The sequence below is a fragment of the Gardnerella sialicivorans subsp. sialicivorans genome (assembly GCF_056746795.1).
Map to the genome: position 1 here is coordinate 66,075 of NZ_JBWPXA010000006.1, position 23,978 is coordinate 90,052.

17 protein-coding genes are annotated in these 23,978 nt (G+C 41.6%); 8 read left to right on the forward strand and 9 right to left on the reverse strand.

The genetic code is table 11. The features are described 5' to 3' along the window. Window positions 1–901: 901 nt before the first annotated feature. Window positions 902–4,513, forward strand: a complete 3,612-nt coding sequence (locus AC1EKB_RS05215; protein WP_415694028.1) for a BspA family leucine-rich repeat surface protein — start codon at window positions 902–904, stop codon at window positions 4,511–4,513. 99 nt (window positions 4,514–4,612) lie between these two features. Here the strand turns inward: AC1EKB_RS05215 and AC1EKB_RS05220 are convergent, their stop codons facing one another. From AC1EKB_RS05220 to AC1EKB_RS05230, 3 genes are all read right to left on the reverse strand, one after another. Continuing rightward, a complete protein-coding gene (locus AC1EKB_RS05220; RefSeq protein ID WP_415694029.1) occupies window positions 4,613–5,545 on the reverse strand; it encodes a LysR family transcriptional regulator in 933 nt (310 codons plus the stop codon). Between the two features lie 274 nt (window positions 5,546–5,819). Continuing rightward, window positions 5,820–6,494 (reverse strand): HAD family hydrolase, encoded by a 675-nt coding sequence (locus tag AC1EKB_RS05225; RefSeq protein WP_415694030.1) that lies wholly within the window; start codon window positions 6,492–6,494, stop codon window positions 5,820–5,822. 13 nt (window positions 6,495–6,507) lie between these two features. Then, window positions 6,508–7,488 (reverse strand): ADP-dependent NAD(P)H-hydrate dehydratase, encoded by a 981-nt coding sequence (locus tag AC1EKB_RS05230; RefSeq protein WP_415694031.1) that lies wholly within the window; start codon window positions 7,486–7,488, stop codon window positions 6,508–6,510. Window positions 7,489–7,885: 397 nt separating this feature from the next. Here AC1EKB_RS05230 and AC1EKB_RS05235 point away from each other — a divergent pair, with 397 nt between their 5' ends. The 5 genes from AC1EKB_RS05235 (at window position 7,886) to thrS (ending at window position 13,977) form a co-directional block, all read left to right on the forward strand. Beyond that, on the forward strand, window positions 7,886–9,070 hold the full coding sequence (locus AC1EKB_RS05235; RefSeq protein ID WP_481249016.1) for a metal ABC transporter solute-binding protein, Zn/Mn family: 1,185 nt from the start codon (window positions 7,886–7,888) through the stop codon (window positions 9,068–9,070). 130 nt (window positions 9,071–9,200) lie between these two features. Continuing rightward, window positions 9,201–9,980, forward strand: coding sequence for a metal ABC transporter ATP-binding protein (locus AC1EKB_RS05240; RefSeq protein WP_481249028.1), 780 nt, complete (start codon window positions 9,201–9,203; stop codon window positions 9,978–9,980). Next, complete coding sequence (locus AC1EKB_RS05245; protein WP_481249017.1) at window positions 9,970–10,902, forward strand: metal ABC transporter permease; 933 nt, start codon at window positions 9,970–9,972, stop codon at window positions 10,900–10,902. The genes AC1EKB_RS05240 and AC1EKB_RS05245 overlap by 11 nt, the downstream gene beginning before the upstream one ends. 2 nt (window positions 10,903–10,904) lie before the next feature. Next, window positions 10,905–11,804 (forward strand): metal ABC transporter permease, encoded by a 900-nt coding sequence (locus tag AC1EKB_RS05250; RefSeq protein ID WP_481249018.1) that lies wholly within the window; start codon window positions 10,905–10,907, stop codon window positions 11,802–11,804. Between the two features lie 142 nt (window positions 11,805–11,946). Beyond that, window positions 11,947–13,977 carry a threonine--tRNA ligase gene (gene thrS / locus AC1EKB_RS05255; protein ID WP_481249019.1) on the forward strand — a complete coding sequence of 677 codons (2,031 nt, stop codon included), beginning with the start codon at window positions 11,947–11,949 and terminating at the stop codon, window positions 13,975–13,977. Window positions 13,978–14,111: 134 nt separating this feature from the next. On the opposite strand, the gene AC1EKB_RS05260 is transcribed toward thrS, so the two are convergent. From AC1EKB_RS05260 to AC1EKB_RS05280, 5 genes are all read right to left on the reverse strand, one after another. Next, window positions 14,112–15,026 carry a dihydrodipicolinate synthase family protein gene (locus tag AC1EKB_RS05260; protein ID WP_481249020.1) on the reverse strand — a complete coding sequence of 305 codons (915 nt, stop codon included), beginning with the start codon at window positions 15,024–15,026 and terminating at the stop codon, window positions 14,112–14,114. A gap of 141 nt (window positions 15,027–15,167) precedes the next feature. Beyond that, window positions 15,168–15,941, reverse strand: coding sequence for an amidohydrolase family protein (locus tag AC1EKB_RS05265; protein ID WP_115761645.1), 774 nt, complete (start codon window positions 15,939–15,941; stop codon window positions 15,168–15,170). A gap of 66 nt (window positions 15,942–16,007) precedes the next feature. Continuing rightward, entirely contained in the window at window positions 16,008–17,294 is a 1,287-nt protein-coding gene (locus tag AC1EKB_RS05270) for an MFS transporter (RefSeq protein WP_481249021.1), read from the reverse strand. A gap of 157 nt (window positions 17,295–17,451) precedes the next feature. Then, the gene (locus AC1EKB_RS05275) at window positions 17,452–18,243 is read right to left on the reverse strand and encodes an SDR family oxidoreductase (protein WP_481249022.1); all 792 of its coding nucleotides are present in this window, start codon (window positions 18,241–18,243) and stop codon (window positions 17,452–17,454) included. A 141-nt stretch (window positions 18,244–18,384) separates the two neighbouring features. After that, window positions 18,385–19,668, reverse strand: a complete 1,284-nt coding sequence (locus AC1EKB_RS05280; RefSeq protein ID WP_004130435.1) for an enolase C-terminal domain-like protein — start codon at window positions 19,666–19,668, stop codon at window positions 18,385–18,387. A 517-nt stretch (window positions 19,669–20,185) separates the two neighbouring features. Between AC1EKB_RS05280 and AC1EKB_RS05285 the strand changes: the two genes are divergently transcribed. Next, the gene (locus AC1EKB_RS05285; RefSeq protein ID WP_481249023.1) at window positions 20,186–21,229 is read left to right on the forward strand and encodes a LacI family DNA-binding transcriptional regulator; all 1,044 of its coding nucleotides are present in this window, start codon (window positions 20,186–20,188) and stop codon (window positions 21,227–21,229) included. Between the two features lie 177 nt (window positions 21,230–21,406). Here the strand turns inward: AC1EKB_RS05285 and fucO are convergent, their stop codons facing one another. Then, window positions 21,407–22,558 carry a lactaldehyde reductase gene (fucO, locus tag AC1EKB_RS05290; protein ID WP_481249024.1) on the reverse strand — a complete coding sequence of 384 codons (1,152 nt, stop codon included), beginning with the start codon at window positions 22,556–22,558 and terminating at the stop codon, window positions 21,407–21,409. Window positions 22,559–23,138: 580 nt separating this feature from the next. Here fucO and AC1EKB_RS05295 point away from each other — a divergent pair. Beyond that, window positions 23,139–23,966 carry an ABC transporter ATP-binding protein gene (locus AC1EKB_RS05295; protein WP_020761059.1) on the forward strand — a complete coding sequence of 276 codons (828 nt, stop codon included), beginning with the start codon at window positions 23,139–23,141 and terminating at the stop codon, window positions 23,964–23,966. The last annotated feature ends 12 nt before the right edge of the window (window positions 23,967–23,978 follow it).

The following is a 23,978-nucleotide window of genomic DNA, read 5'->3' on the forward strand; positions in this document are numbered from 1 at the left end:
CATTATTTTCATAAAATATAGGAATTTTTAGAAATATCATTAAATTCGTGTATTTGACTTGAATTCTGCCATGGGAGAGGGGGTATGCTTACAGCTGTACAGTACATGAGGTTTTTGATTGTACTGTTTAACAGTTCACATTGCTGTGCTTGCATTACATTGCTGTGCTTGCAGTAAAGACAATTACCTTTAGCCTTTATTTATTGTGCAAGTCAGGGAGCGTTATAGAGAAGTTAAAGGAATATTAAGGAATATTCAAAAGGTTTTATTAAAAGTTTAGCGCGCGATTAAAGATTTTGTTGTACGCCGCATTGACTCTAGCGTTGCAAGAGAGTCTAAAAAGTCTTCTTGCGCCGCTTTGCGTTCAAATGTATTCAAAAACATGTTCGTAAAATCATCCAGTAGCGCATCACAAAGTGTATCTCAAAAAGCATTTCAAAATACATCCAAAAACGCGTCTCAAAAAGCGTGTGGCTCGTGCACGAGTCGAGCGTTACTTTCGTTATTTGTAGCATCTGCAACGTTGCTTGCTACTTTTGTGATTGCTCCAACTTCTGCTTTAAGCGCTCATGCAGGTCGTCGCGCCCGAAAATGTTGCTTTAATCGGCAAAATCAGCAACAAAAAGCGGAAAAATCTGCAATTCGCACATTGGAGTAGGAATGAAGGCTAACAAGAAGGAAAAGCAAGAAAAACGCAAAAAATCGCATTTGCGCCGCATGGCAGGCATTTGCACTAGTGTGCTTATACATATTTACTGATTAGCATTATAGGCGTATACTATAAAAGGTATAGCAAGCGTAAATAGTGTGTTCACGGTAGAACTGCGGCAGTGTGCAAAATAAGAGATATGTGCTGTCTTACGTGAGTTAGCGACTGTTACGTATCACGAGGGTGAGGAATATGAAGAAAAATATGAAGCATCGTGTGATAGTAGTGTCGAGTGTTGCATTGTGCGTTGTTTCTATGATTTTAAGTATAACTGTGCTGCCAGGGCTGGCGTCTGCCAACGCAATGAAGAATCCATTGTTTGCTGCTGCTTTAGCTGCTGTTACCGAGAATGATAAGAGTAAAGATAAGGCTGGCAATGGTGCTGGCAAAAAGGCTGGTGCAGAAGGGGAAGGCAACAGGGAATTTAGCGGGAAAGTTGATAACGATTCTAATGTGGGTGTGTTTGCGGATAACGGCAATGCTGGCGAAGGTGCTGGGAATGATGCAAAATCAGGCAATGATGTCGGTGGTGAAAATAAGAAAACTAATGCTCCTGCGATTGCGCATGAGAATAAATTAAATAAAGAAAATAGCAAGAATGTAGATAAGAACAAGGCTAAGAACAAGGTTGAAGCTGAGGCTAGGGAAAAGGCTAAGGCTAAGAAAAAGGCTAAAGCTAAAAAGGAAGATGCTAATAAACTTAAAAAAGTTGTAGGCAAAGATCGTAGCGCGGTTTTAAGCCTAGATGAAGTTAGAAGGCTTCCTGCTTGCGTAGCTGTGATTAATGATACTCAAGTCACGATTAAGTCTCCATCAGGGGAAGGGGACTGTGCTATCAGTGCCGAACGGAGTCAAGCATTTAGTGCTATTCGTGAAAAAATTAAGAAGCTCCATGATGGTGCCACGATCTCATTTGAAGGTGGCACAGTGTATGGGTACGGGAGTTTGTCAAAGAGTAAGGAAGGTCTTTTTTCAGGTAAAAGTGTTTCTTTTTTTGAAAATGGTGAAAACTTTGATGTAAGTCATGTTACAGATATGTCTTATCTGTTTAAGGATTCCTCAGTTCAGTATAGTGTGTTCGATAATTTTGCAGGTTGGAATGTGAGCAATGTTAAGAATATGCAAAGCATGTTCGAGGGGTGCACATTTTTAGACAATCTTAATTCGGATAATAATTGGGATGTTAGCAATGTTAAGAATATGAGCAACATGTTCGAGGGGTGCACTGGCTTGCTTTCTCCTGATATTTTGAAAAATTGGGATGTTAGCAATGTTACGGACATGAGCAACATGTTCAAGGGGTGCACGAAATTAACTAGTCTTGATGATTTGAATGGCTGGAATGTTGGCAGTGTTACGAACATGAGTGGAATGTTCGGGGAATGCGCTTCTGATCCTGATTTTGTGTCTGAGGTTCAGTATGATGATGATAAGAATGGGTTTGATATAAGTGCATTGACTAGTTGGGCAAAGAAGGTTGGCAATGTTACGGACATGAGCAACATGTTCGAGGGGTGCACGAGCTTGAAATCGCTTGCGGCTTTGAGTGGCTGGAATGTTGGTAATGTTAGAAATATGTCTGGAATGTTCGCGTCTGTTATTAAGAACAAAAATCAACATGATGCTTTGAATCCAGTAGACGGGTATGCAGGTGAGATGATTATTGGTTCGTTAGAACCTTTGAGTGGTTGGGCAGAGAAGGTTGGCAATGTTATGAACATGAACAGAATGTTTGAGGGTTGCACTAGCATAACAGATTTTACTGGTTTGAAAAATTGGAAGACTAAAAACGTTGTGGCAATGATCGGTATGTTCGAATACTGCAATAGTATGAGTTCGCTTGAATTTTTGAGTGGTTGGGATGTGAGCAAGGTTAAAGACATGAGGGCAATGTTTGCGCTGTGCGGCAGCATTGAAAGTACTGAAGGCTTAGGAGAGTGGAATGTTAGTAACGTTAAAAAAATGGATGACATGTTTGCAGAATGCTCTAGCCTCAATAGTATCAGTGGATTATCTAATTGGAATACAAGCGGTAAGAGCAGTACAAGCGCATTAACTAGCACGTCTAGAATGTTCTATGATTGCAGTTTTCTTACTAAACTTGATCCTTTGGAAAAGTGGAATGTTGGCAGTGTTACGGATATGCATGACATGTTTAACAATTGCGGCAGTCTTACTGGTCTTGAATCTTTGAGTGGTTGGGATGTTGGCAGTGTTAAGAACATGAGCAGCATGTTCAGCAGTTGTAATAACTTAACCAGTCTTGATTCTTTGAGCGGTTGGAATGTTGGCAGTGTCACGGACATGAGCAGCATGTTCAGCAGTTGTAATGGCTTAGGTAATCTTAGCGGTCTGGCAAATTGGGATGTTGGCAGTGTTAAGAACATGAGCAGCATGTTCAGCAGTTGTAATGGCTTAACCAGTCTTGATTCTTTGAGCGGTTGGAATGTTGGCAATGTTACGGATATGTCTAGCATGTTCAGTAGTTGTAATAACTTGAGTAATCTTAAAGGTCTAGAAAATTGGAATGTTGGCAATGTAACGAATATGTCTAGCATGTTCAGCCATGAGGCTAGCGGTTCTGATTTTGATAATCTGACTGATATAAGTGCATTGAGTTGCTGGAATGTTAGCAATGTTAAGGACATGTCTAGCATGTTCAATAGTTGTGGAGCGTTGGAGAGTATTGAGCCTTTGAGCGGCTGGGCTAGGGAGGCAAGCAAGGATAGCGCGGCTAGCAATGTGAGCAATGTAACGAACATGTCTAGCATGTTCAGTGGTTGTACTCACTTGGGTAATCTTAAAGGTCTAGAAAAGTGGAAGGTTAGCAATGTTAAGGACATGTCTAGAATGTTTGCGGATTGCAAAAAACTTACCGGCGCTGCGGATTTAAGCAAGTGGGATATTTCAAAAGTTACGGATCTTAGTTCAATGTTTTCCAATGCAGGAGCAGAAAGCGGCGACAATTTCGTATTAGATTTCAGCAATAAGACTTTTACAAAATCGAAGACACCTTTGGCTAATGCTAACCCTGATGATAAGAGCAAGCATTACTTTTCTGTTGATGGTATGTTTGATGGTTTTAAAGGCACATTGATTGCGAATGGATGGGAGTCTAAAGATTTTGATGATCATCCTGGGGATAATCCTATCGAAAGTCATTTTGCTAAGGGTGCAATATTCTCCAAAACTGATGATAATCCATCTAAAAGCAATAATATAGTCGTAACTAATAATGATGTGATTTTAAGTACGATTTCAAAAAATAATAATCTTAAAAAGATTGCATACTACAAGGTTGTTAACGCTAAGCTTATTGAGTCTGGCGAGATGAATTCGTGTACGTGTGGTGATTCTAGTGGAACTACTTATACTTACGATGTTCCTGCGTTGTATGATTCGACTACTATAACGAAGGTTGAAAACGAACCTTTGCAAGATTATGCGTACAAAGTAGTAAAAAGTAGTTTTGCGTCAAAGTTGGGAAGTGCTATAAATGGTTCTCAAACAGATGACACTGGGAAAGGCAATACTTATAAAATCTGGTTTAAGAAGCCAAAAACCGATGGTACAAAAGATACTTGCACCTGGACAAAACTTGGCGATAGCGATGATGCTGTGCCTGTTAGTAATCCAAAGTCTCCTTTAGTCTTCTTCAATACACTGTATTATTTGGAGACTTTTGTTCAGCCGGTGCCTTTGCCGCATACTGGCGGCCAGTCGGCTGTTATGTTCAAGTTCTTGTCTTTTGGACTGTTCTCAATGTTTGCTGTTGCTGGTGCGTTTGCTAGACGACATGCCTAAGCGTATTCATTGTAGGCTTTTTGGTTGCGTGGTTGGCGTGCGTAGTTTTATAGCGTAGCTCTATTGCGTATCTCTGCATGTATCTCTGCACGTAGCTGTTTACTTGGCTCTACTTATTACTTGATACCCGTGTTTAGTTAGCACAGATTCGAGTTGAGAAAGATACGCAAGCGCTGCAGGAGAAAGATTCGTGCGCTCATTCTTAATCCACCCAACAAGCATTGTTTCTTCGCAATCCAGCGGAATGGTCACGATTTTCTCGTTATTCAAGTCGCCATTGTCGATTCCAGTGCAAATCGTAAAACCATTAAGACCAATAATAAAGTTCAAAATGGTTGCGCGGTCTGTAACATTAATCTTTTTAGGTGGATGCTGAGGCCAAACTGCTTCCTCTGTAAAGAAGAAGCTGCCATCTTCTCCCTGCTCATACTGAATAAATGGATATGGTCGTAAATCATCTAAAGTAAGCTTCTTGCGATTTGCGAGCGGATTATTCCTAGAAATAAAAACGTGCAAATTAGCGCGGAAAAGTGGATGGAACTCAAGATGCTTTTCTCGAAGCATCTTTCCAATAACGTCTTTATTGTAATCAGAAAGATAAAGCAAACCAAGATCTGCGCGCATTGAAGTCACTTGATTAATAATGTTTTTTGTACGCGTTTCCCTTAGTGAAAACTCGTACTCGTTAGAATCTATGCTGCGAATCATGTCTACAAAAGCTTCAACAGCAAACATGTAATGCTGAGTTGCAACGCTGCAAAGCTGCTTTCTAGGCTTAGTGCTGTTGTAGCGCTCTTCTAGCAAATCTGCCTGGTCTAAGACTTGGCGCGCGTATGTTAAGAACTCAGCTCCGTCAACCGTTAAGGCAATTCCTTGAGAAGACCTTGTAAAAATCTCAATGCCAAGCTCTCGTTCCAATTCTTTCACAGAAGAACTTAACGCTGGCTGCGAAACAAAGAGTTCATGCGAAGCTTCGTTCATAGATCCGCACTCTACGATTTTCACAATGTACTTTAATTGCAGCAGCGTCATTATTAAGAGCCTTCCGATTTTTGGGATTTATACTTGACTATTACAACTATTACAACTATAAACTAACGCCTATAATCTTGCGACTAACGCTTATGGTCTAATAATTTAATGCCTGCAAACTTGCGACTTTGGATTAACGCTTATAAACTAACGCCTATAATCTTGCGACTAACGCTTATGGTCTAATAATTTAATGCCTGCAAACTTGCGACTAACGCTTATAATCTAGCGACTTTGGCTTAACGCCTGCAATCTAACACATATAATCTAAAGCCTATAATCTAACGCCTAGTGATTCCAAATCTTTGCGAGCTTGTTCGGTAGTAGTAAAAACAAACCCATGCATTCCAACATTATGCGCTCCATCAATATTTGCTGGCTTATCGTCGAAGAAAACAGTTGTTTGCGGCTCTAACCCAAATCTGCTCATAGCAAGTTCAAAAATCTCGGGCTGTGGCTTATGCAAATGCTCAACGCCTGAAATAATCGTGCCCTGCAAAAGCGTGTTTAGTTCTGGGAATTTACGCAGTGCGAGTGGGAAAGTCTCTCTAGACCAGTTAGTCAATCCCCAAACGCCGTACCCAGCTTTGCGTAAATCGTGCAACAAATCTACTATTCCAGGCATCATTCGCGTAAGAACTTGATCGTAGTGTGCGCAATACCATTGAAAAGCGTTGCTAAGCTCCTTGCCAAATCGCCTCTCGTATTCTGGCAAAAGGTCTTTTAGTAGCTCTCCGCCGTCCATGCGATCTTCAAACTCATAAAATCCAGCCAAATCGTCTTTTCCAAAAGTGCCATTAGGGCAAATCGTGTCTACCAAATATGGGAACTGTTTTTGCAAGCAATTCCTGCAATTCCACTCGAGCAAAACCTTGCAATAATCGAACATTACGTCATGAATTTCAACAGATTCTGCATTTTCATTTGTGTTGATATTTTCGCTTGTCATTTTTCTTCTTTCACTAATCAAGATTCATCAAAGACCCAAGAGTGTAAGGCAATGCATCAATAATACCGCTTGCGACTATTGGATGCTCAATATTTTCGCAATTTTCGTAATTTGCGCAATTATTGTAAACGCTTTTTTCATACGCTTTTTCATACGATCTTGCAGCCAAATTTGCAGCCAATCCATGGATTACGGCCGCGCTAGCAGCTATTAATGCGTAGTTTGCATTTTGATTTAGTTCACAATTGTTCTGTGCAAGAAGCGCGCCTAAAAGTCCAGCAAGAACATCTCCAGACCCTGCGGTTGCAAGCCAAGATGGGCCATATTTGCAAGTAAATATTGGCAAGTTCAAATTCTTTGCAGATGCAACAACAGTTGTAGAGCCTTTAAGAAGAACAGTTGCTCCAGTAAGATCTGCCGCTTTTTGAGCGAATTCTACAGGTTTTTTTGCAATATTTTCCGCACTAAAATCAAGGTTATAACGTTTTAATAGCTTGCTTAATTCTAAAGCATGAGGAGTTAAAACAACTTTTTCACAAACTTTTTTAGGCAATAAATCAAGCGCTCCAGCGTCTACGCATACAGGCGGTAGGTTTGTGTTTTCTTGATTTTGTGCGCTATATGGTTTAAGCAAGTCTAAAATGTAGTCTCGTTGCGATTTTGTTGAATCATCATTGCAATGCTCGTAATCTGGGATTCCAGATCCAACAGTTATAGCGTTGACTTTTCCTTGCAAGCAATCCGAAACAACAGCTTCGGGAACAGCTTGTAAAACAAGATTTTGCGCTCTAAGTGGCCCCGCGTATCGAACCATGCCAATGTTGCTGCGTGATGCAGATTTTGCGTTTAAAACGGCCGCTCCTGGGTATGCGTTTGATCCTGTTATTAATCCAAGAACGCCTCTAGAGTACTTATTGCTCGATTCGTTTGGCTTTTTTAAGCATTTGCTAGCATCTTTTGCATCTATGTTGACTGTGTTTAGAAGTGGAGTCATATTTACGATTCTAGTGAATATATGCGATTGTTGCTTGTATTCGATTATTGCTTGATATTAGTGACATTTTTTCATTCTATATACATATTTGCATTCTATATACATCATTTATTGGCGAATCGCAAGAAAAATCGCAAGAAAAATCGCAATTATATCAAACAAAAAAATCGCGACACGCTGTTTGTGTAAAAAATTCCGATATTTTTTTGTGATTTTATTGACCAAGCTTTTTATTTTCTCTATGCTTAAAACGTTATTGCTAACGATAATCTTTCCTAATTACAAGATTAAACAAGATAGCACAAGTTAAAGTGCTTAAGGAAAAACAAGAAAAATTGCAATAATGAATAATGTGAATTTCAATAATGTGAATTCATAGATTCCGGAAAGGAAAATAGTGAAAACTGCACGAATTTTTGCCACCGCAGCCACCGCCGCTTTGCTAACTGTTGGCTTGTGCGCATGTGGGTCTACAGCTAAAACAGCAAATCAAAAATCTAATGGAAATCAAGTAAACGTAGTTGCAACAACTACGCAAATCTGCGATTACGTAACTCAAATCGCGTCCACTGCAGATGCAAAATCTGGATTAAGCCTTAATAAAACCGATTCTCAAGGCAAAAAGTCTGTGATTGGCGCGCCTTTAGACAAAGCAAAGTCAACAATCAACCTTACATGCTTGCTTGCTCCAAACGCATCTGCTCACGAGCACGAGATGACGCCAGCGCAATCCAAGGCGCTTTCTAAAGCAGATTTAATGCTTGTTTCTGGAGTCGATCTTGAGCACTTCTTAGATCAGGCTGTAAAAGCTACTGGATTTAAGGGCACAATGGGTGTAACTTCTGGCATTCTTACGGCAGACGAAATCAAGGATTCAAAAGCGCAAGCTGCTAAAGAAAAGAATCTTCCTTACAAGATTGACCGCGGTGTTGAAAAGGTTCATGCCGAAAAGTGGCCATTCCCACCAGAAGAAGGCGAGAAGGAGCCAGAATTCCAGTATGATCCACATATTTGGACCAGCACAAAGAACACTATGATCCAAGTCAAGAATATTGGTAACTTCCTTGGCAAAGCTCTTCCAGAAAGCAAATCAATCTTCGACGAGCATGTTGAAAAGTTTGTTAAGTCGCTTACTGATTTGGATTCTTGGGCTACGGAAGCTTTGAACAGTGTGCCGCAGGAACATCGCGTTCTATTTACTTCGCACGACGCATTCGGATACTTCTCTCGCGACTACAATGTTAAGTTTATTGGAGCAGCGCTTTCCGACTTCAACAGTCAGCAAGACGCGACCGCAGACCATATTAAGGAAGCTGCGGAAGCTGTTAAAAAGTCTGGTGCTGTAGCAATCTTTGCCGAAAACTCCAACAATTCCAAGTCAATTAAGGCCGTTGCTGCTGCTGCAGGCGTAAAGGCGATTATTGGCGACGATGCGCTTTATGGAGATTCCCTTGGTCCTGTTGGCTCTGCTGGCGAGACTTATATTGGTTCCATTGTTCACAACGTTCAGACTCTTGTTAAGGCTTGGGATGGCAAAGTTCCAGACCTTCCAGAATCTGTAAAAACTGCGCTAAAAAAGTAGTTAATAGGTAGCTACACGCGTAGCTGAAAATCATAAATCACTACAAAAGTAGTTACAAAAGTAGTTACAAAAGTAGTTACAAAAGTAGTTAAAAGAAGGCTAATTTATAGTGAATAAGAGCGTTCTCGCAATGAAAGATTGCGACTTAGCGTACGGTTATAAAACTGTTGTAACTGGTCTTAACGGAAGTGTAGAAGCTGGAGAGGCTTTAGCTTTGATTGGGCCTAATGGTTCTGGAAAAACAACGTTTTTGCAGGCGATTATTGGTATTGTGCGAGTGAGCCATGGAAGCTTAACAATGCCAAAAACAGTTTCTATAGGCTATGTTCCTCAACAAGTTGATTTGGATTTGACTTTTCCAATCACCGCTCGTCAAGTTGTAGCAATGGGCTTAAGCAGGCAAACTGGATTCCTGGGTTTGCTTAAAAAAAGCCAGAAAAAAGCTGTTGAGAGCGCTCTTAATCATGTTGGTTTGCTAAATAGGGCAGATGTGCGATTTGGTGATCTTTCTGGAGGCCAGCGCCAGCGAATATTGCTTGCTAGAGCTATTGTTGCGCGACCTACGTTGATTCTTTTAGACGAGCCTTTTAACGGGTTAGATGAGCCGAATCGAAAAGAGCTGCTAAACATTATGAAGTCCGCTAAAGAAGATGGGATTTCGTTTATTGTGTCTACTCACGACCTTGTAATCGCGGACGCGATTTGTGAGAAAGCATTGCTTTTGGCTGGTCGTCAAGTGGCTTTTGGGCCTCTTAGAAAAGTCATGACTAAAGAAAACATATCTTTGGCTTATGGCGGAAGTATGCCAGCTGCAAGTGCGGGTCTTACTTTGAATCAATTAGCAAACAAAGATGATTCGTTAAATGATTCGTTAAATGCGTCTTTAGGAGACGAATCCAATGCTAGCTGAATTGGTTGAGTCTTTGCGCAAAATCCTCGAGCCTATACCAGGATTTGACTTTATTGCGTCTGCTCCATACGTTTTTAGGCCTTTCTGTCTTCTGATTGTTCTTGCGATTGCTAGCGGAATAGTTGGAGTGTTTGTTAACTTAAGATGCGCCGAGTTTAATGCGGAGGCTTTGGTTCACGGGATTTTCCCTGGAATTGTAGTTGGAGCGTTGTATGGAGGAATTGGGCAAATCATTCCAGGAGCTTCGATTTGTGCAATTTTTCTGGTCGCAGCTCTTGTGTGGGCATCTAGGTCTCAAAAAATCAACGAGTCAATAATTGCAACAGTTTTAACAACATTTTTTGCGCTTGGAATCGTAATATCTCTTAAAAAGGGAGATATGTCTGGCCAGCTAGAAGCGCTTATGTTTGGACGTTTGCTAGATGTTACAGACGATAGAATGACTCAAGCAATGTTTATTTGTTTATTTGCAATCGCATTGCTTGTTCTAACTTGGAAGAAGCAGATTGTTGTTGCGTTTGACCGCGCTAGTGCTCCTTTAATGGGTGTTAATACTTTAGTTGTAGATATTGTTCTAAACGTTGCAATTGCAGCTGTTGTAGTTTCTGCATCTTCGGCTGTTGGTGTGCTTCTTGTTATTGGATATCTTGTGATTCCTGGAGCTAGCGCAAGATTGGTTGCGCGTACCGTTGGGCGAATGGCAGCGGTTGGCGTTTCTGTTGGTATTGCTGGCGTTTTATTAGGCATGTACGCTATGAACTTGGAGCTTGATCACCCAGTTTCTCCGCAAGCTGCAGTTGCGCTAAGTATTTGCGCAATGTTCGTAGTCGTTTTGATTTTAAGATTCTTATACAGAGTTACATACGCGCTAGTGTTTTCTAAAAAGAAAAAGTCTAGCGCAATAGAGGCTGGTGGAAAGTAATAATGGTAAGTATTTGGCAAATTATTGCTCTTCCGATTGTAGAAGCAATCGCTGTTGGAGCATTATGCGGTTTTGTTGGATCCTTGGCTTTGCTTAATCAGCGTATTTTCTTCACCGAGTCTATAACTCACGCTGCTTTCCCAGGAGCTGTAATCGGAGTTGTAGTTACATCTGTTTATACGATTGACCAAAACATTTTGTCTATTGGTCTTTTTATTGGCGCTGCTTTAGCTTGCATTGTTTTGTCTTTTATGATGCATGTGCTTTCTAAACTAAAGGGCATATCTTCTCAAGCTTCTGCTGGAATAACTCTTACTGTTGGTTTTGCTAGCGGCTACTTTTTGAATAAGTGGTTTGCTCCTCTTCCATTGCGAATTGAAGGATTTTTAACAGGGTCATTGCTTAATTGCACTCCTGCAGACGTGATTTTTGCGATTATTGCATTCGCTCTTGCACTAGGATTGTGGAGTTTTAATAGTGCCAATTTGATTCACTGCTCTTTTGACTCTACTAATTACCGAGCTTTAGGAGGCAGAAGTGGATTAATGCAAGGAATTGTTCTTGCGCTAATAATTATTACGGTTTCGGTGATTATTCCAGCTGTTGGAACTGTTGTTTCGGTATCTTTAATCGCAGCTCCTGCAGCAGCACTTAAGAGCAGAATGCGTTCCATTAATAAATTTGTGTTTGCGTGCGTATTGTCTTCTATTTTTATAGCGCTTTTAGGACTTGCCTTAGCAGTGATTTTAAGACTTTCTGCTGGTGGAACTATCGCGATTTGCGCTGGCTGCTTCTTTTTAGTTGTAAAGCTTAGCGAAAGCATCTTTTTGAAGATTCATGAGATTTATCCTGGTTTTTGCAAAAAATCGTTGTTAAAAAGTCGCTCTGTTGTTCTAGAGTAACAGAGAATTGCGCGTGAAAAATGCGTGCGATTGACGTCGTTTTTGCGCGTTTTATTTATGTTTAATCGCGTAAGTTTATCGACGCCACACAAGTCCAGGTCTGCACATTAGTAACGCAAGACCCCGATAGAAAAGGACAATTATGGCTGAAAATACCATCTCCATCACCGTAAACGAGGAACGCAAGGAGGTGGATGCAAGCTTCACTGGCGTTGAACTTTTCGCGGAAGATAAGAATATTATTGCCGTGCGTTTAAATGGCGAGTTGCGTGATTTGTACACGCCTCTTCATAACGGCGATACCGTAGAATCAGTAGCCCTTGATAGTGAAGATGGCATCGCAATCATGCGTCATTCCGCTACTCACGTGATGGCTCAAGCTGTTCAAGAAATTCGACCAGACGCAAAGTTGGGCGTAGGTCCTGTAATTAAAGACGGCTTCTACTACGATTTCGATGTTGATACTCCATTTACGCCAGACGATTTGAAGCAAATCGAAAAGCATATGCAGCGCATTATTAAAGAGTCTCAAAGCTTCCGTCGCCGCGTTGTAACAGAGGACGAAGCGCGCGAAGAAGAAGCAAATCAACCTTATAAGTTGGAGTTGATTGGAGATAAGGAAGCTGCTCTTGATCCGGCTGCTGCTGGCGAAATTAGCAAGCATGAGCTTAGTATGTACGACAATTTGGATCGCGAAGGCAATAAAGTTTGGAGCGATTTGTGCCGCGGTCCGCATTTGCCAAACACGCGCTATATTAAGGCTTTTAAGCTTGAGCGTGTAGCTGCAGCTTACTGGCGTGGTTCGGAGCATAATCCTATGCTTCAGCGCATTTACGGAACTGCATGGCCTAGCAAGGAAGAGCTTAAGGCTTACACAACTCGCATGGAAGAGGCTGCTAAGCGCGATCATCGTAAGCTTGGTCAAGAGATGGATTTGTTCTCATTCCCAGACGAGATTGGTCCAGGCTTGGCAGTGTTCCATCCAAAGGGTGCTGCAATCATTAACGCAATGGAAGATTATTCGCGCGAGCAGCACAGAAAGCATCACTACAGCTTTGTACAAACTCCTCACATTACTAAGGGCGGCTTGTACGAGACTTCTGGCCACTTGCAGTGGTACAAGGATGGCATGTATCCTCCAATGAAGCTTGACGAAGAGCGCGACGAAAACGGTAACGTAACTCGCCAAGGTGCGGACTACTACTTGAAGCCAATGAATTGCCCAATGCATAATTTGATCTTTAAGTCTCGCCAGCGTTCCTACCGCGAACTTCCTTTGCGCTTGTTTGAGTTTGGTACCGTGTATCGTTACGAAAAGTCTGGCGTTGTGCATGGCTTAACTCGTGTTCGCGGATTGACTCAAGATGATTCGCACATTTACTGCACTCGCGAGCAGATGCGCGATGAGTTGAAGAGCTTGCTTAACTTTGTGCTTGGTCTTCTTAAAGATTTCGGTTTGAACGACTTCTACTTGGAGCTTTCCACTAAGGATGAGCACAAGTTTGTTGGTTCTGACGAGATTTGGGAAGAAGCAACAAACACTTTGGAAGAAGTTGCTAAAGAGTCTGGTTTGGAACTCGTGGACGATCCAGGTGGAGCTGCATTCTACGGACCTAAGATTTCTGTGCAAGCTCGCGATGCAATCGGCCGCACTTGGCAGGTTTCTACTATTCAGCTTGACTTCAACTTGCCTGAGCGCTTTAAGTTGGAGTACATTGCGGCTGACGGTAGCCACCAGCGCCCTGTGATGATTCACCGCGCACTCTTTGGCTCTATTGAGCGCTTCTTTGCTATTTTGCTTGAGCATTATGCAGGCGCGTTCCCAGCATGGTTGGCTCCAGTCCAGGTGACTGGCGTTCCTGTTGCAGACGAGTTCGCTCCGCACTTGCAAAAGTTTATTAACGATTTGGAAGAGAATATGGTTCGCTGCGAGATGGACAGCTCCGATGATCGTTTTGGCAAGAAGATTCGTAACGCTTCTAAGTCTAAGGTGCCTTTCACTTTGATTGCTGGCGAAGAGGATGTGAACAACAATGCTGTGAGCTTCCGATTCCGCGATGGCAGCCAATTGAACGGCGTTTCAGTTGAACAAGCTAAAGAGTGGATTTTGTCCATTATTAAGCAGCGCGTTCAGGTGAATACTGCAGAAGATTTTGAGCGCTACACTAAGTAGCTTCCGCAATATAACTTACGTAGCGTAAATCAACGCAAAACAACGTAAGTCAACGCAAAACATAAACCCGCACTTCTTAATGTTGTGCGGGTTTTGTTTTTATCCTTGATTTATTATTTGAGTGACTTATTACTTTACTTAAGCAGCTCGCGAATTGCTTCGACTTGCTCGCTATTAACTTGACTTGCTGGCTCGCGAACAAGCGTGCTAATTGGCAATCCCTTAAGATTTACAGCAGCTTTAATCGCAGAAATAAACAAGTCAGTAGTGTTGTAAACTGCCATCAAATGGCTGATCCTTTTAGCGCATTCAATAAGATGCGCAAAGTCGCCAGCCTCATACGCTTTATGCAAAGATGCAAAAGTCTCTGGCTCTACATTAGTAAGACCACAAATCACGCCATTTCCTCCAGCAATCCTATTAGGAGTGTAATACTCATCAAAGCCAGAGAAAACAACAAAATCTGGGTTTACGCGTCTAGTGGCTTCAATCATTGCGCGAGTGTGGCTTATAGTATCTACCGTATCTTTAATACCAACAATATTCGGGTATTTTTCAGCAAGACTTGCAACTAAGTTTGGTGTTAAATCGCTGCCAGTTCTAGCAGGGAAGTTGTATAGAATAACAGGCAAGCTAGTTGCGCTCGCAATTGCTCCAAAGTAGCGTTCTGCGGTTGGTGCAGTTGGTCCAAAGTAATATGGAGATACAGCTACAACAGCGTCTGCTCCGCAACTTTCCGCAAACTTAGTAAAGTCAAGTACTTCGTTAAGATTAGTGTTTCCAACGCCTATAAGAACTGGAACTCTGTGATTAACGTGTTCAATAGCAAACTTAGCAGCTTCCTTTTTTACGCTAAGCGGATATGCGTAGAACTCGCCGATGCTACCAAAAATCAATATGCCATTAATCCCAGCGTCAATAAGATGGTCTAAGTGCTTTGCCCATAAGTCGTAGTCAATGCTTCCATCGTCTTTGCTTACAGTTATTGATGGGCAAAAAACGCCTTTAAAAGCATGCAAATCAAGCTTTGCGCTATTAGAAGTAGTCATAAAATTCGTCCTTTTATTTAATTATTTTGTGTATTTAATTATTCTGTGTATTGAATTATGGGGTATAAGACTTTAACTTGCAAAATCTTACACCCCATAAGCAATGATTACTAAAATCGACTATTCAAATAACTCAATTAATTACAGTTTAATACCATACGCCTTCTTTGCATTATTCATGAAGAAATCTTCGTCGTCGCCGAAAAGCTCAACCATTAAGTCAAGATGCTGCTTAAGCGAAGAATTCAACTTAACAACTGGCCAATTAGAGCTAAAGAGTAGGCGATCAGGACTAAATGTATCGCGTACAAACTTAACAATATCTGGATTTACTGGATTATCTCCAGAAATCTTAATATAGCTGTGTGGAAGCTTTGCAAACGCACGCAAAGCATTGCAGGAATCCTCGTCTAATCCTGGAACATTGCCCAAATGGTTTAGAACAACAGTCACTTCTGGAACTTGCTCAAAAGCTTTAGCCATATCTGAAAGCTCTTCGCCACGATTGCAAAGCTCAAAAGGCATGCCTTTCTTTGCCATTGCCTTAAGCCCACCAATAAACGAAGGCTCTAGGCAGCGTCCGCGTGGCTCGCTTGGAATGTGAAGAGGCTCGCGAATACCAGTTGCGTGAATTGGCACGCGCATAAACGGATCCAGCGTAACTCTAAGCATTTTAGCTAGAATCTTAGGATTAGGATTTTCGCCAATAAGCCTATCTTCTAGCTCGTGGTCTGCAGCATCAACCTCAACGTATACGCCGCCAAGGAAGTCAACTCCCAAATCTGCATACTCTTTTTCTAGCTGCTCGAGAGTAAAAGTGTGGTTTAACTTGTCTAAACCATCAAGCCAAGGCAAGACTTGCTTTGTTGGATCCCAAATATGAAAATGGGAATCTAAAATACGAAGTTGAGACATAATAAATTTTCCTTTCTAAAGTCTTTCTAAAGACTTTCAAATAAAGACTTTGTAGTTATTCGCGAATTACTTAGCTTCTACAAGACCAATCTTGGAGCCCCAAAGAGCGTACCAAGCAACATACAAGAATCCTGGAACGGTGAGCAATACAGCGGCTTCGATTCCAGCAAGATCTTGTACAAAACCGAAGACTAGCGGAATGATTGCAGCGCCAACAATGCTCATAACGAGTGCAGAAGAACCAGTCTTTGCTGCTGCTCCGTGAATTCCCTTAAGAGTAAGGGAGAAGATTGTTGGGAAGCCAATAGAGATGAACAAGTACGCTACAATGTAGGCGATTACAGAAATCTGACCAAGTCCAAGGAATGCTACAAACATAAGCACTGCGCTTAAAGTCATGTACAATCCAAGAATCTTGCCGCCATCAAACTTTGCCATCAAAGGAGTAGTAACAAAGCGGCCGATTGTAAACATTAACGAAACGATTGCAAGCATAGAAGCGGCAACGCCAGTGGTGATTCCAGTACCCCAATGCTTTAGAGCAAAGTCGGAGAACATTGCCATTCCAGCAACTTGAAGTCCAATAAAGATGAATTCTGCAATAATTCCAAGAGTAAAGTATGGCTTGCTCATAAGGTGAATAAAGGAAGAATCGCCTTTGCTTTCTTGATCTGCCTCAACGTCTCCTGGAGGAGTAGGAAGCTTAAAGCAGAAGAAGATTGCAATAATCGCAATAAGAACAACGCCAATAACAATGTAAATCAAGCGAGTGTCGCCAAGGAACTTTAATTTAGCAACGTCGAAGCCTGGCTCGTTCTTAGCAACAGTTTTGCCTAAGATTTGGCCAAGAATAAGAGGTCCAACAATGTTTCCAACTCCGTTGAAGCTCTGTGCCATGTTGATTCTAAAGGATTCGCCCTTCTCGTCGCCAAGCTTAGTAATGTAAGGGTTGCAATTCGTTTCCAAAGTTGCTGCGCCTAACGCTATAACAAACATTGCAACTAGGAACATTGCGTAGCTTGCGGTAGCTGTTGCAGGGATTACTGCAAATGCGCCAAGAGCAAAGAGTGCGAGGCCGCTTATAACGCCGCCTTTGTATCCAAAACGCTTTGCGATTAAGCCAGCAGGAATAGCCATAACAAAGTATGCGCCAAAGTATGCAACTTGCAAAAGCGCTTTTTGTGTGTTGTTTAAATCTAGATAATTGCCAAATGGTGAGTTTAGTGCATTAACCAAATTCATGGTTAAGCCCCATACAAAGAACAATGATGTTACCAATACAATGGCAATCATAGCTTTAGAGCCATTTTTACTATTCTTAACGACAGCGTTGTCGTTTTCTTTTGTAGTCATCGTCACTCCTGTGTGAGAATAATTTTAAGAATAAGAGTTTGAATAGTTCTTAAATTAGTGGTTATAGCGGTTAATGGTGCGCAAGCTTATTAATTTAGATTACGCACCATTAACTTAGCTAGTTGGATTTCATTGAATCTTAAATTGCATTTGTGATTTAAGACAAAGCGCGATCAAGATGCACGTAGCCGCCATCAACGAATACCCACTGACCAGTGGTGTGCGAAGAGCGATCCGAAAGCAGGAATGCAGCTTCGTTTCCAATTTCTTCCGTGGTAGTCATGCGGTTTTCCAGAGGAATCTTGTCGGTAATAACCTTCAAGCGAGCCTGCTGAGCGGCTTCATCGCCGAAAGTCTTAATCCAATCGGCATATAGTGGAGTCCAGCATTCAGAGACAACAATCGCGTTTACGCGCACGCGATCATGAACAAGAGCTGCAGCCCATTCGCGAGTCAAGCCTAAGATTCCGCCCTTTGCAGCAGCATAAGCACTAGTCTTGCCCTGGCCAGTTAAAGCAGTCTTAGAAGAAATATTCACAACAGCTCCGTGGCTTTCCTTCAAGTACTTTACAGCAGCATGAACAGTCTCGTAGTAGTGAGTGAGGTTTCCGTGAATCGACTTCTCAAAGTCGCGCCAAGAAGTGGATTCCAAATCCTTGTTGTCGTTAACGCCAGCGTTGTTTACAATGCCGTCAATATGACCATACTTCTTGTAGGTTTCTTCAACGATTGGTGCAATCTCGTCTGTGTCGTTTAAGTCGAGAATATAAACATCGTAGTCCTTTGTGTATTGCTCAATATCTTTGCGGAATGTTTCTTCTGCAGCGTCTGCACGGTTAATAACTACTGGAATTGCGCCTTCTCTAGCAAGCTGAAGCGTAATGCCTTTACCAATTCCCTTGAATCCACCTGTTACGATGAAAACTTTGCCTTCCAAATGCAAATCCATAATGAACTCCTTTGTTTAAATGATGTGGTTTGCTTTTTGATTATTAAATTATGAATCTTAAATTAGGAACTTTGATTTTTTAAAGTGGCTAGCAATTTAAAATAAACAGCTTAATGTAAACTGCTAGCCACAATTGCATAACTAGCCGCGATAAAGGTACTTTTCGGCTGTTTCCAGCGTCATTTCAGTGCCATTACCTGGGGCAGTTGGTGCAACGTAATTGCCATTCTTGATTTGTGTTGGATGCACAAAGTGCTCGTGCTGATTGTCTACGTATTCAATCATGCGGCCTTCCTTTGTGCCAGAAACTGCAACGTAATCAAACATTGCAAAGTGGCACACGGCTTCGCATAATCCAACGCCGCCTGCGTGTGGGCAAACTGGCTTGTTAAACTTACGAGCAAGCAAGTATTCGAGAACAACTTCTTGTGGACCTGCAACTCGAGTTGCGTCGATTTGCATGATTCCAAATGCGTTTGCTTGCAAGTATTGCTTAAACATGATTCTGCTTTGCATTTGCTCGCCAGTTGCTACTGGTATTGGGTTGATTGCGCGAGCGATTGTTGCGTGGCCAATAACGTCGTCTGGGCTTGTTGGCTCTTCTACCCAAGCTAAGTCGAAGTCGTGGAAGCGATTAATCCAAGTAATTGCTGTTGGAACATCCCACACTTGGTTTGCGTCTACTGCAAGGCGAACGTCTGGTCCGATTGCTTCGCGAGCAAGTGCGAGTCTTCTCAAATCGTCATCTACATTTTGACCAACCTTAAGCTTGATTTGCTTAAAGCCTTTAACTTGCGATTCTTCCTTAGCGATTGCAACCATCTTCTCGTCACTGTAACCGAGCCAGCCTGCAGCAGTGGAGTAGCCTGGGTAGCCGTTTACAAGCAGGTCAGCGATTCGCTCTTCCTTACCTTTTTGACCATCTTGCAAGAACTCGATTGCTTCTTCTGGCCTTAAAGCATCGGTCATGTAGCGGAAGTCGAGCGTGGAGACTAATTCCTTTGGATCCATCTCGGCAAGCAAGCGCCACAATGGCTTTCCAGCTCGCTTTGCTTTAATATCCCACAATGCGCTTAAAATCGCGCCAATTGCCATGTGTTCTACGCCTTTTTCAGGACCTAGCCAGCGAAGTTGCGAGTCGTGAACAAAAAGATCCCATGCAAGTCGCATGTTGTCTAGCAATTCTTCCACGTTCCTGCCAATAAGCACTTGAGACATGGAGTCGATTGCTGCGCAAACAACATCGTTGCCGCGGCCAATTGTAAATACAAATCCAACGCCTTTGATGCCATCGTCTAGGCTTGTTTTGATTTCTACGTATGCGGATGAATAATCTGGATCTTTGTTCATTGCGTCGGACCCAGAAAGCGTTTGCGACGTAGGGAATCTAAAATCATAGGTTTTTACTGATGTAATTGTACTCATAACGATTTGTGCTCCTTTGCTTTAAGATCGTTGTGACCTACACTCGTAATTCTATATCAAAAGAATAGAAAAATGTTGTAGTTTGTGTAGAAATTTTCGTAAAGCGATTTTTGCGAATATTTCGGCAATGGCACAATGTGATAAATGTCATATTTTTGATTTTTCTATGATTGAAAAATTGAGCTTTTTAGTAAGGGGAATCGCGCATTTAATCCGTGTTTTGCTTGCGACTAATGGCAAATAATTTTATTATTCGGCGTGTCGTAAGAAATTTTCGCGATTTTTGTGCGCTAAATGTGAAATAGTGTATTATGGATTCTGTAATAACCTTGATAAATCAAGCAATAATTCCATTTTTCAGTTTTTCTGTCAACTTGTGTTATTGTAGATAATCTTAAGTATGTATGCGAATTTTTCTTTAAGATTAGTGATTTAGATAGAAAATGTTTTAGATAGAAAATGATTTAGATGGAGAATGCGTTAATCAAAAACGCGTAGAAGCTAGAAAGGGAGAAAAATGGCAATAAATAGCAAACAAAGTGATTTAGAAGAATCTGAATCTTCGAAGCCTAGAATTACAGAGCTTGCTAAAGAAGCTGGTGTTTCTCCGTCTACAATATCGAAGGTTATAAATGGCAGGTCGGGAGTATCGGAAGAAACTCGAAGACGTGTAGAAAAAGTTCTAGCTAAAAGCGGTCGCGATTATTCTCTTGTTAGCACTAAAATTTCTCCAACAGTTGAGTTGCTTGTAGATTACGTTGCAAATAATGGCACTATTGAGATGATTACTTACGCGTCTCGTTGGGCGCAACGAGAAGGATTGGCGCTTACGGTTGCGCAAACCGATAATGGCAAAAAGCGCGATGAATGCTTGCGTGGAATTGTAGATAGAAACCCTTTGGGCGTTATATCGCAAATGTCTGATTTAGAAGAAAAAGATAAAGATTTTTTGCGTATGCGCAATATTCCGCTTGTGATTATTGACCCAGTTTCTATAGGCAACGGCAACGATCACACGATTTCTATCGATAACTGGACAGGCTCCTACGAGCTTACTCGGCATTTGATTAGTTTGGGTCATAAGCGAATTGGTGTTATTACAGGACCATTAAACGTTCAATCTGGTGTTGCGCGATTTGCTGGCTACAGCGCTGCTATGGAACAAGCTGGTTTGCGTGTTGATAAAGACTTGGTAAAAGAGGGTGATTATCTTCCAGAGCTTGGTTACAAAATGGCTTGCGATCTTTTGGATTTACCTAAAGGCAAGCGTCCAACTGCGATTTTTGCTTGCAACGATATTACTGCTGTAAATGTGTATCGTGCAGCTCGCGAGCGCGGAATTAAGTTAGGAACAGAGCTTTCGGTTGCGGGCTTTGACGACGTTTACCCAGCGCAATATTTGATGCCATCTTTAACAACTGTTAATCAACCTTTTGATATTATGGCAAAAAATGCTGTTAGTATGATTCTTGCGATTCGAGAAGGCAAGGAGATTGAGAATCAACTGGTCCTTCCTGCGCATATTGTTATTCGAGAAAGCACTCAGACTGTTATTGATTAGTAGAAGGCTTGTAGATATAGGCTTTATGACTTGTTACATACAAAATGTGGACGCAACTTAAATCAAGAGTTAACCCAAGAGTTAAATCAAAATAAATTGCGTCCACAAATTGTTTGTTCTAAATATTGCGTATTTATTTATTTATTGTTTGCTTATTTTTAGAAGACTACGCCAACACTACATCAAGCTTGTGTAAATCTTGCGAATGTCTTCCAAAGTGGCCTTGCGTGGGTTTCCTGGAGTGCAAACATCTGCCAAAGCATCTTGGCTTAAGCCTTCAATATCTGCCTCGCTAGCTCCAACTTCGCTAATCTTAGTAGGATTTCCAAGCTTAACAGTCAAGTCGTGAACCGCTTTTACAGCAGCATTGCGTACTGCTTCAAGGTCATCGGTGTATGCGTTTGGAACGTCGAATGCTGCAGCAATATCGCGATACTTTTCGCCACTGTAATCCTTGTTATATTCCATAACAGGAGCGAGCAAAATTCCGTTTGCAACGCCATGAGCAACGCCAAGGCGACCGCCGAGTGGGTGAGCCATGCCGTGAACCAAGCCCAAGCCAACGTTGGAGTAGGCCATGCCAGTTATATAGCTTGCGTAAGCCATTTGTTCGCCTGCTGGAACATCTCCATCTGCGCTCTTTGCAAGGTTTTGTGCAATCATGCGAATTGTTTGCAAAGACAAGCAATCCGAAAGGCTCCATGCACCTGGTGTAATGAAACCTTCGATTGCGTGGGTGAGTGCATCCAGGCCAGTTGCAACTTTAAGCGAGCGTGGCATGGAATCGGTTAAGTCTGGGTCTACGAATGCAACGATTGGAATATCGTGAGGGTCTACTGCAACGAACTTGCGAAGCTTTGCAGTATCGGTAACAACATAGTTGATTGTTGTTTCGGACGCGGTTCCAGCGGTTGTTGGTACGCCAAAGATTGGAACAGAAGGATTCTTTGTGTCTGCAACACCTTCTAGAGAAAGAACATCTCCAAATTCTGGGTTGGTTACAATAATTCCAATGCCTTTGCAAGTATCTTGCGGGGAGCCGCCGCCGAGACCAATAAGGAAGTCTGCGCCAGATGCCTTGAACTTTTCTACACCGTCTTGAATGCATTCAACAGGTGGATTTGGCTTTACATTGTCGAATACTTCGTATGGAAGACCAGCGGATTCTAATACATCAGTAACTTTCTTAACGGTTCCAGTTTCTACAAGAACTGGATCTGTTACAACAAATGCTTTTTTGAAGCCGTGCGCTTTAGCAACGTTTGGAATCTCTTTGATTGCTCCGCGACCGAAGTAAGCAGTCTGATTGAAAATCATTCTATAGACCATGCGAAAATCTCCTTTGAGTTTCTTGTTGGCTCATGCCAAATTTTGGTAGTCGATTAATATTTTACAATATTGCATGACATTTGGCGAGTGTGTTAAATAAGTGTTTTGTTACTAAAATTAACAAATAAACAATTAAAATGAACATAAACTAACTAATTTGACGCATTTTTATTTATTTTAGATATAAATAAGCACATTTATAACAATTCGAGCATATGATTTGTAATGCTTATTTTGAAAGAAAAATATTAATCGTCTTAAGAAAAATTCTTTAATTGATGGTGTTGTAGTTATCTAATTGATTTATTTTGCATTAAATAATCTGTTTGAAATGCAAATTGAAATCCCAATTGAAATCCCAATTTATGCCTGTAATATTACGCCTGTGAATTTAAGCCTATAATACTGGTTCTCATACTAAAGTATGACGATTTTATATAAGAGCATTTTTCTATCAAAATTTAATATCAAAATTCCTATTATTCCAATGAAAATATCAGCCTTACGCACTATAGAGAATGCGTTTTTAATCCCGTAAATTGTAATTGTAAGGTAATCACAGAAGTATGTGAGGTGCAAAATGAGTGTTGAAAATAGTCAAGATACGCGTTTTACGCAAATGAATTATTCCGCTCAAGAAGGTTTGATTGGCGAGACTGCGGTTGCAGCTTTGCATGTTGTTAAAGATTTTGGCAAGGGCGCAGGCATTGTTCACGCTTTACGAGATGTAAGCGTTAGCTTTGAGCGCGGCAAGTTTACTGCGATTATGGGTCCTTCTGGTTCTGGAAAGTCAACGTTAATGCATTCCTTGGCTGGTCTTGACAGCGTTAATTCTGGAAAAGTTTTGGTTGATGGACTAGATATTACAGGCATGAGCGATAAGCAGCTTACGCTTATGCGTCGCGAGATGGTTGGATTTATTTTCCAAAGTTTTAATCTTCTTCCAATGTTTAGCGCTGAGCAAAATATTCTTATGCCTCTTACTTTGGCAGGTAAAAAGCCAGATAAGCAATGGTTTAATACTTTGGTCAATACTCTTGGATTGCAAGATCGCTTAAAGCATAGGCCTGCTGAGCTTTCTGGCGGTCAGCGCCAACGCGTTGCAATTGCTAGAGCTTTAATCTCTAAGCCTTCCGTAGTTTTTGCAGATGAACCTACTGGCAATCTCGACTCTGCTTCCAGCTTGGAAGTTTTGCATTTCTTGAAGAAGTCTGTAACGGAGCTTGGTCAAACTGTGATTATGGTTACTCACGACGCTGTTGCAGCGTCTTATGCGGATAGAGCAATTGTGTTTGCAGATGGTCAAATCGTTGAAGACGTACAAAATCCTACTGCAGAAGGCATGAGCAAGATGCTTATGGAACGCAGCGAGGCTGGTATTAATAATCAGTCTGCTCAATTGCAATAAAAGGTGGTGAAG

Bases quoted from the DNA above. Each gene is read 5' to 3' on its own strand.
- AC1EKB_RS05240 (WP_481249028.1), top strand. From the start codon at position 9,201: ATGAAAGATTGCGACTTAGCGTACGGTTATAAAACTGTTGTAACTGGT.
- AC1EKB_RS05265 (WP_115761645.1), bottom strand. From the start codon at position 15,941: ATGTCTCAACTTCGTATTTTAGATTCCCATTTTCATATTTGGGATCCA.
- AC1EKB_RS05295 (WP_020761059.1), top strand. From the start codon at position 23,139: ATGAGTGTTGAAAATAGTCAAGATACGCGTTTTACGCAAATGAATTAT.
- AC1EKB_RS05220 (WP_415694029.1), bottom strand. From the start codon at position 5,545: ATGACGCTGCTGCAATTAAAGTACATTGTGAAAATCGTAGAGTGCGGA.
- AC1EKB_RS05280 (WP_004130435.1), bottom strand. From the start codon at position 19,668: ATGAGTACAATTACATCAGTAAAAACCTATGATTTTAGATTCCCTACG.
- AC1EKB_RS05215 (WP_415694028.1), top strand. From the start codon at position 902: ATGAAGAAAAATATGAAGCATCGTGTGATAGTAGTGTCGAGTGTTGCA.
- AC1EKB_RS05230 (WP_415694031.1), bottom strand. From the start codon at position 7,488: ATGACTCCACTTCTAAACACAGTCAACATAGATGCAAAAGATGCTAGC.
- AC1EKB_RS05245 (WP_481249017.1), top strand. From the start codon at position 9,970: ATGCTAGCTGAATTGGTTGAGTCTTTGCGCAAAATCCTCGAGCCTATA.
- AC1EKB_RS05275 (WP_481249022.1), bottom strand. From the start codon at position 18,243: ATGGATTTGCATTTGGAAGGCAAAGTTTTCATCGTAACAGGTGGATTC.
- AC1EKB_RS05250 (WP_481249018.1), top strand. From the start codon at position 10,905: ATGGTAAGTATTTGGCAAATTATTGCTCTTCCGATTGTAGAAGCAATC.
- fucO (WP_481249024.1), bottom strand. From the start codon at position 22,558: ATGGTCTATAGAATGATTTTCAATCAGACTGCTTACTTCGGTCGCGGA.
- AC1EKB_RS05260 (WP_481249020.1), bottom strand. From the start codon at position 15,026: ATGACTACTTCTAATAGCGCAAAGCTTGATTTGCATGCTTTTAAAGGC.
- AC1EKB_RS05285 (WP_481249023.1), top strand. From the start codon at position 20,186: ATGGCAATAAATAGCAAACAAAGTGATTTAGAAGAATCTGAATCTTCG.
- AC1EKB_RS05225 (WP_415694030.1), bottom strand. From the start codon at position 6,494: ATGACAAGCGAAAATATCAACACAAATGAAAATGCAGAATCTGTTGAA.
- thrS (WP_481249019.1), top strand. From the start codon at position 11,947: ATGGCTGAAAATACCATCTCCATCACCGTAAACGAGGAACGCAAGGAG.
- AC1EKB_RS05270 (WP_481249021.1), bottom strand. From the start codon at position 17,294: ATGACTACAAAAGAAAACGACAACGCTGTCGTTAAGAATAGTAAAAAT.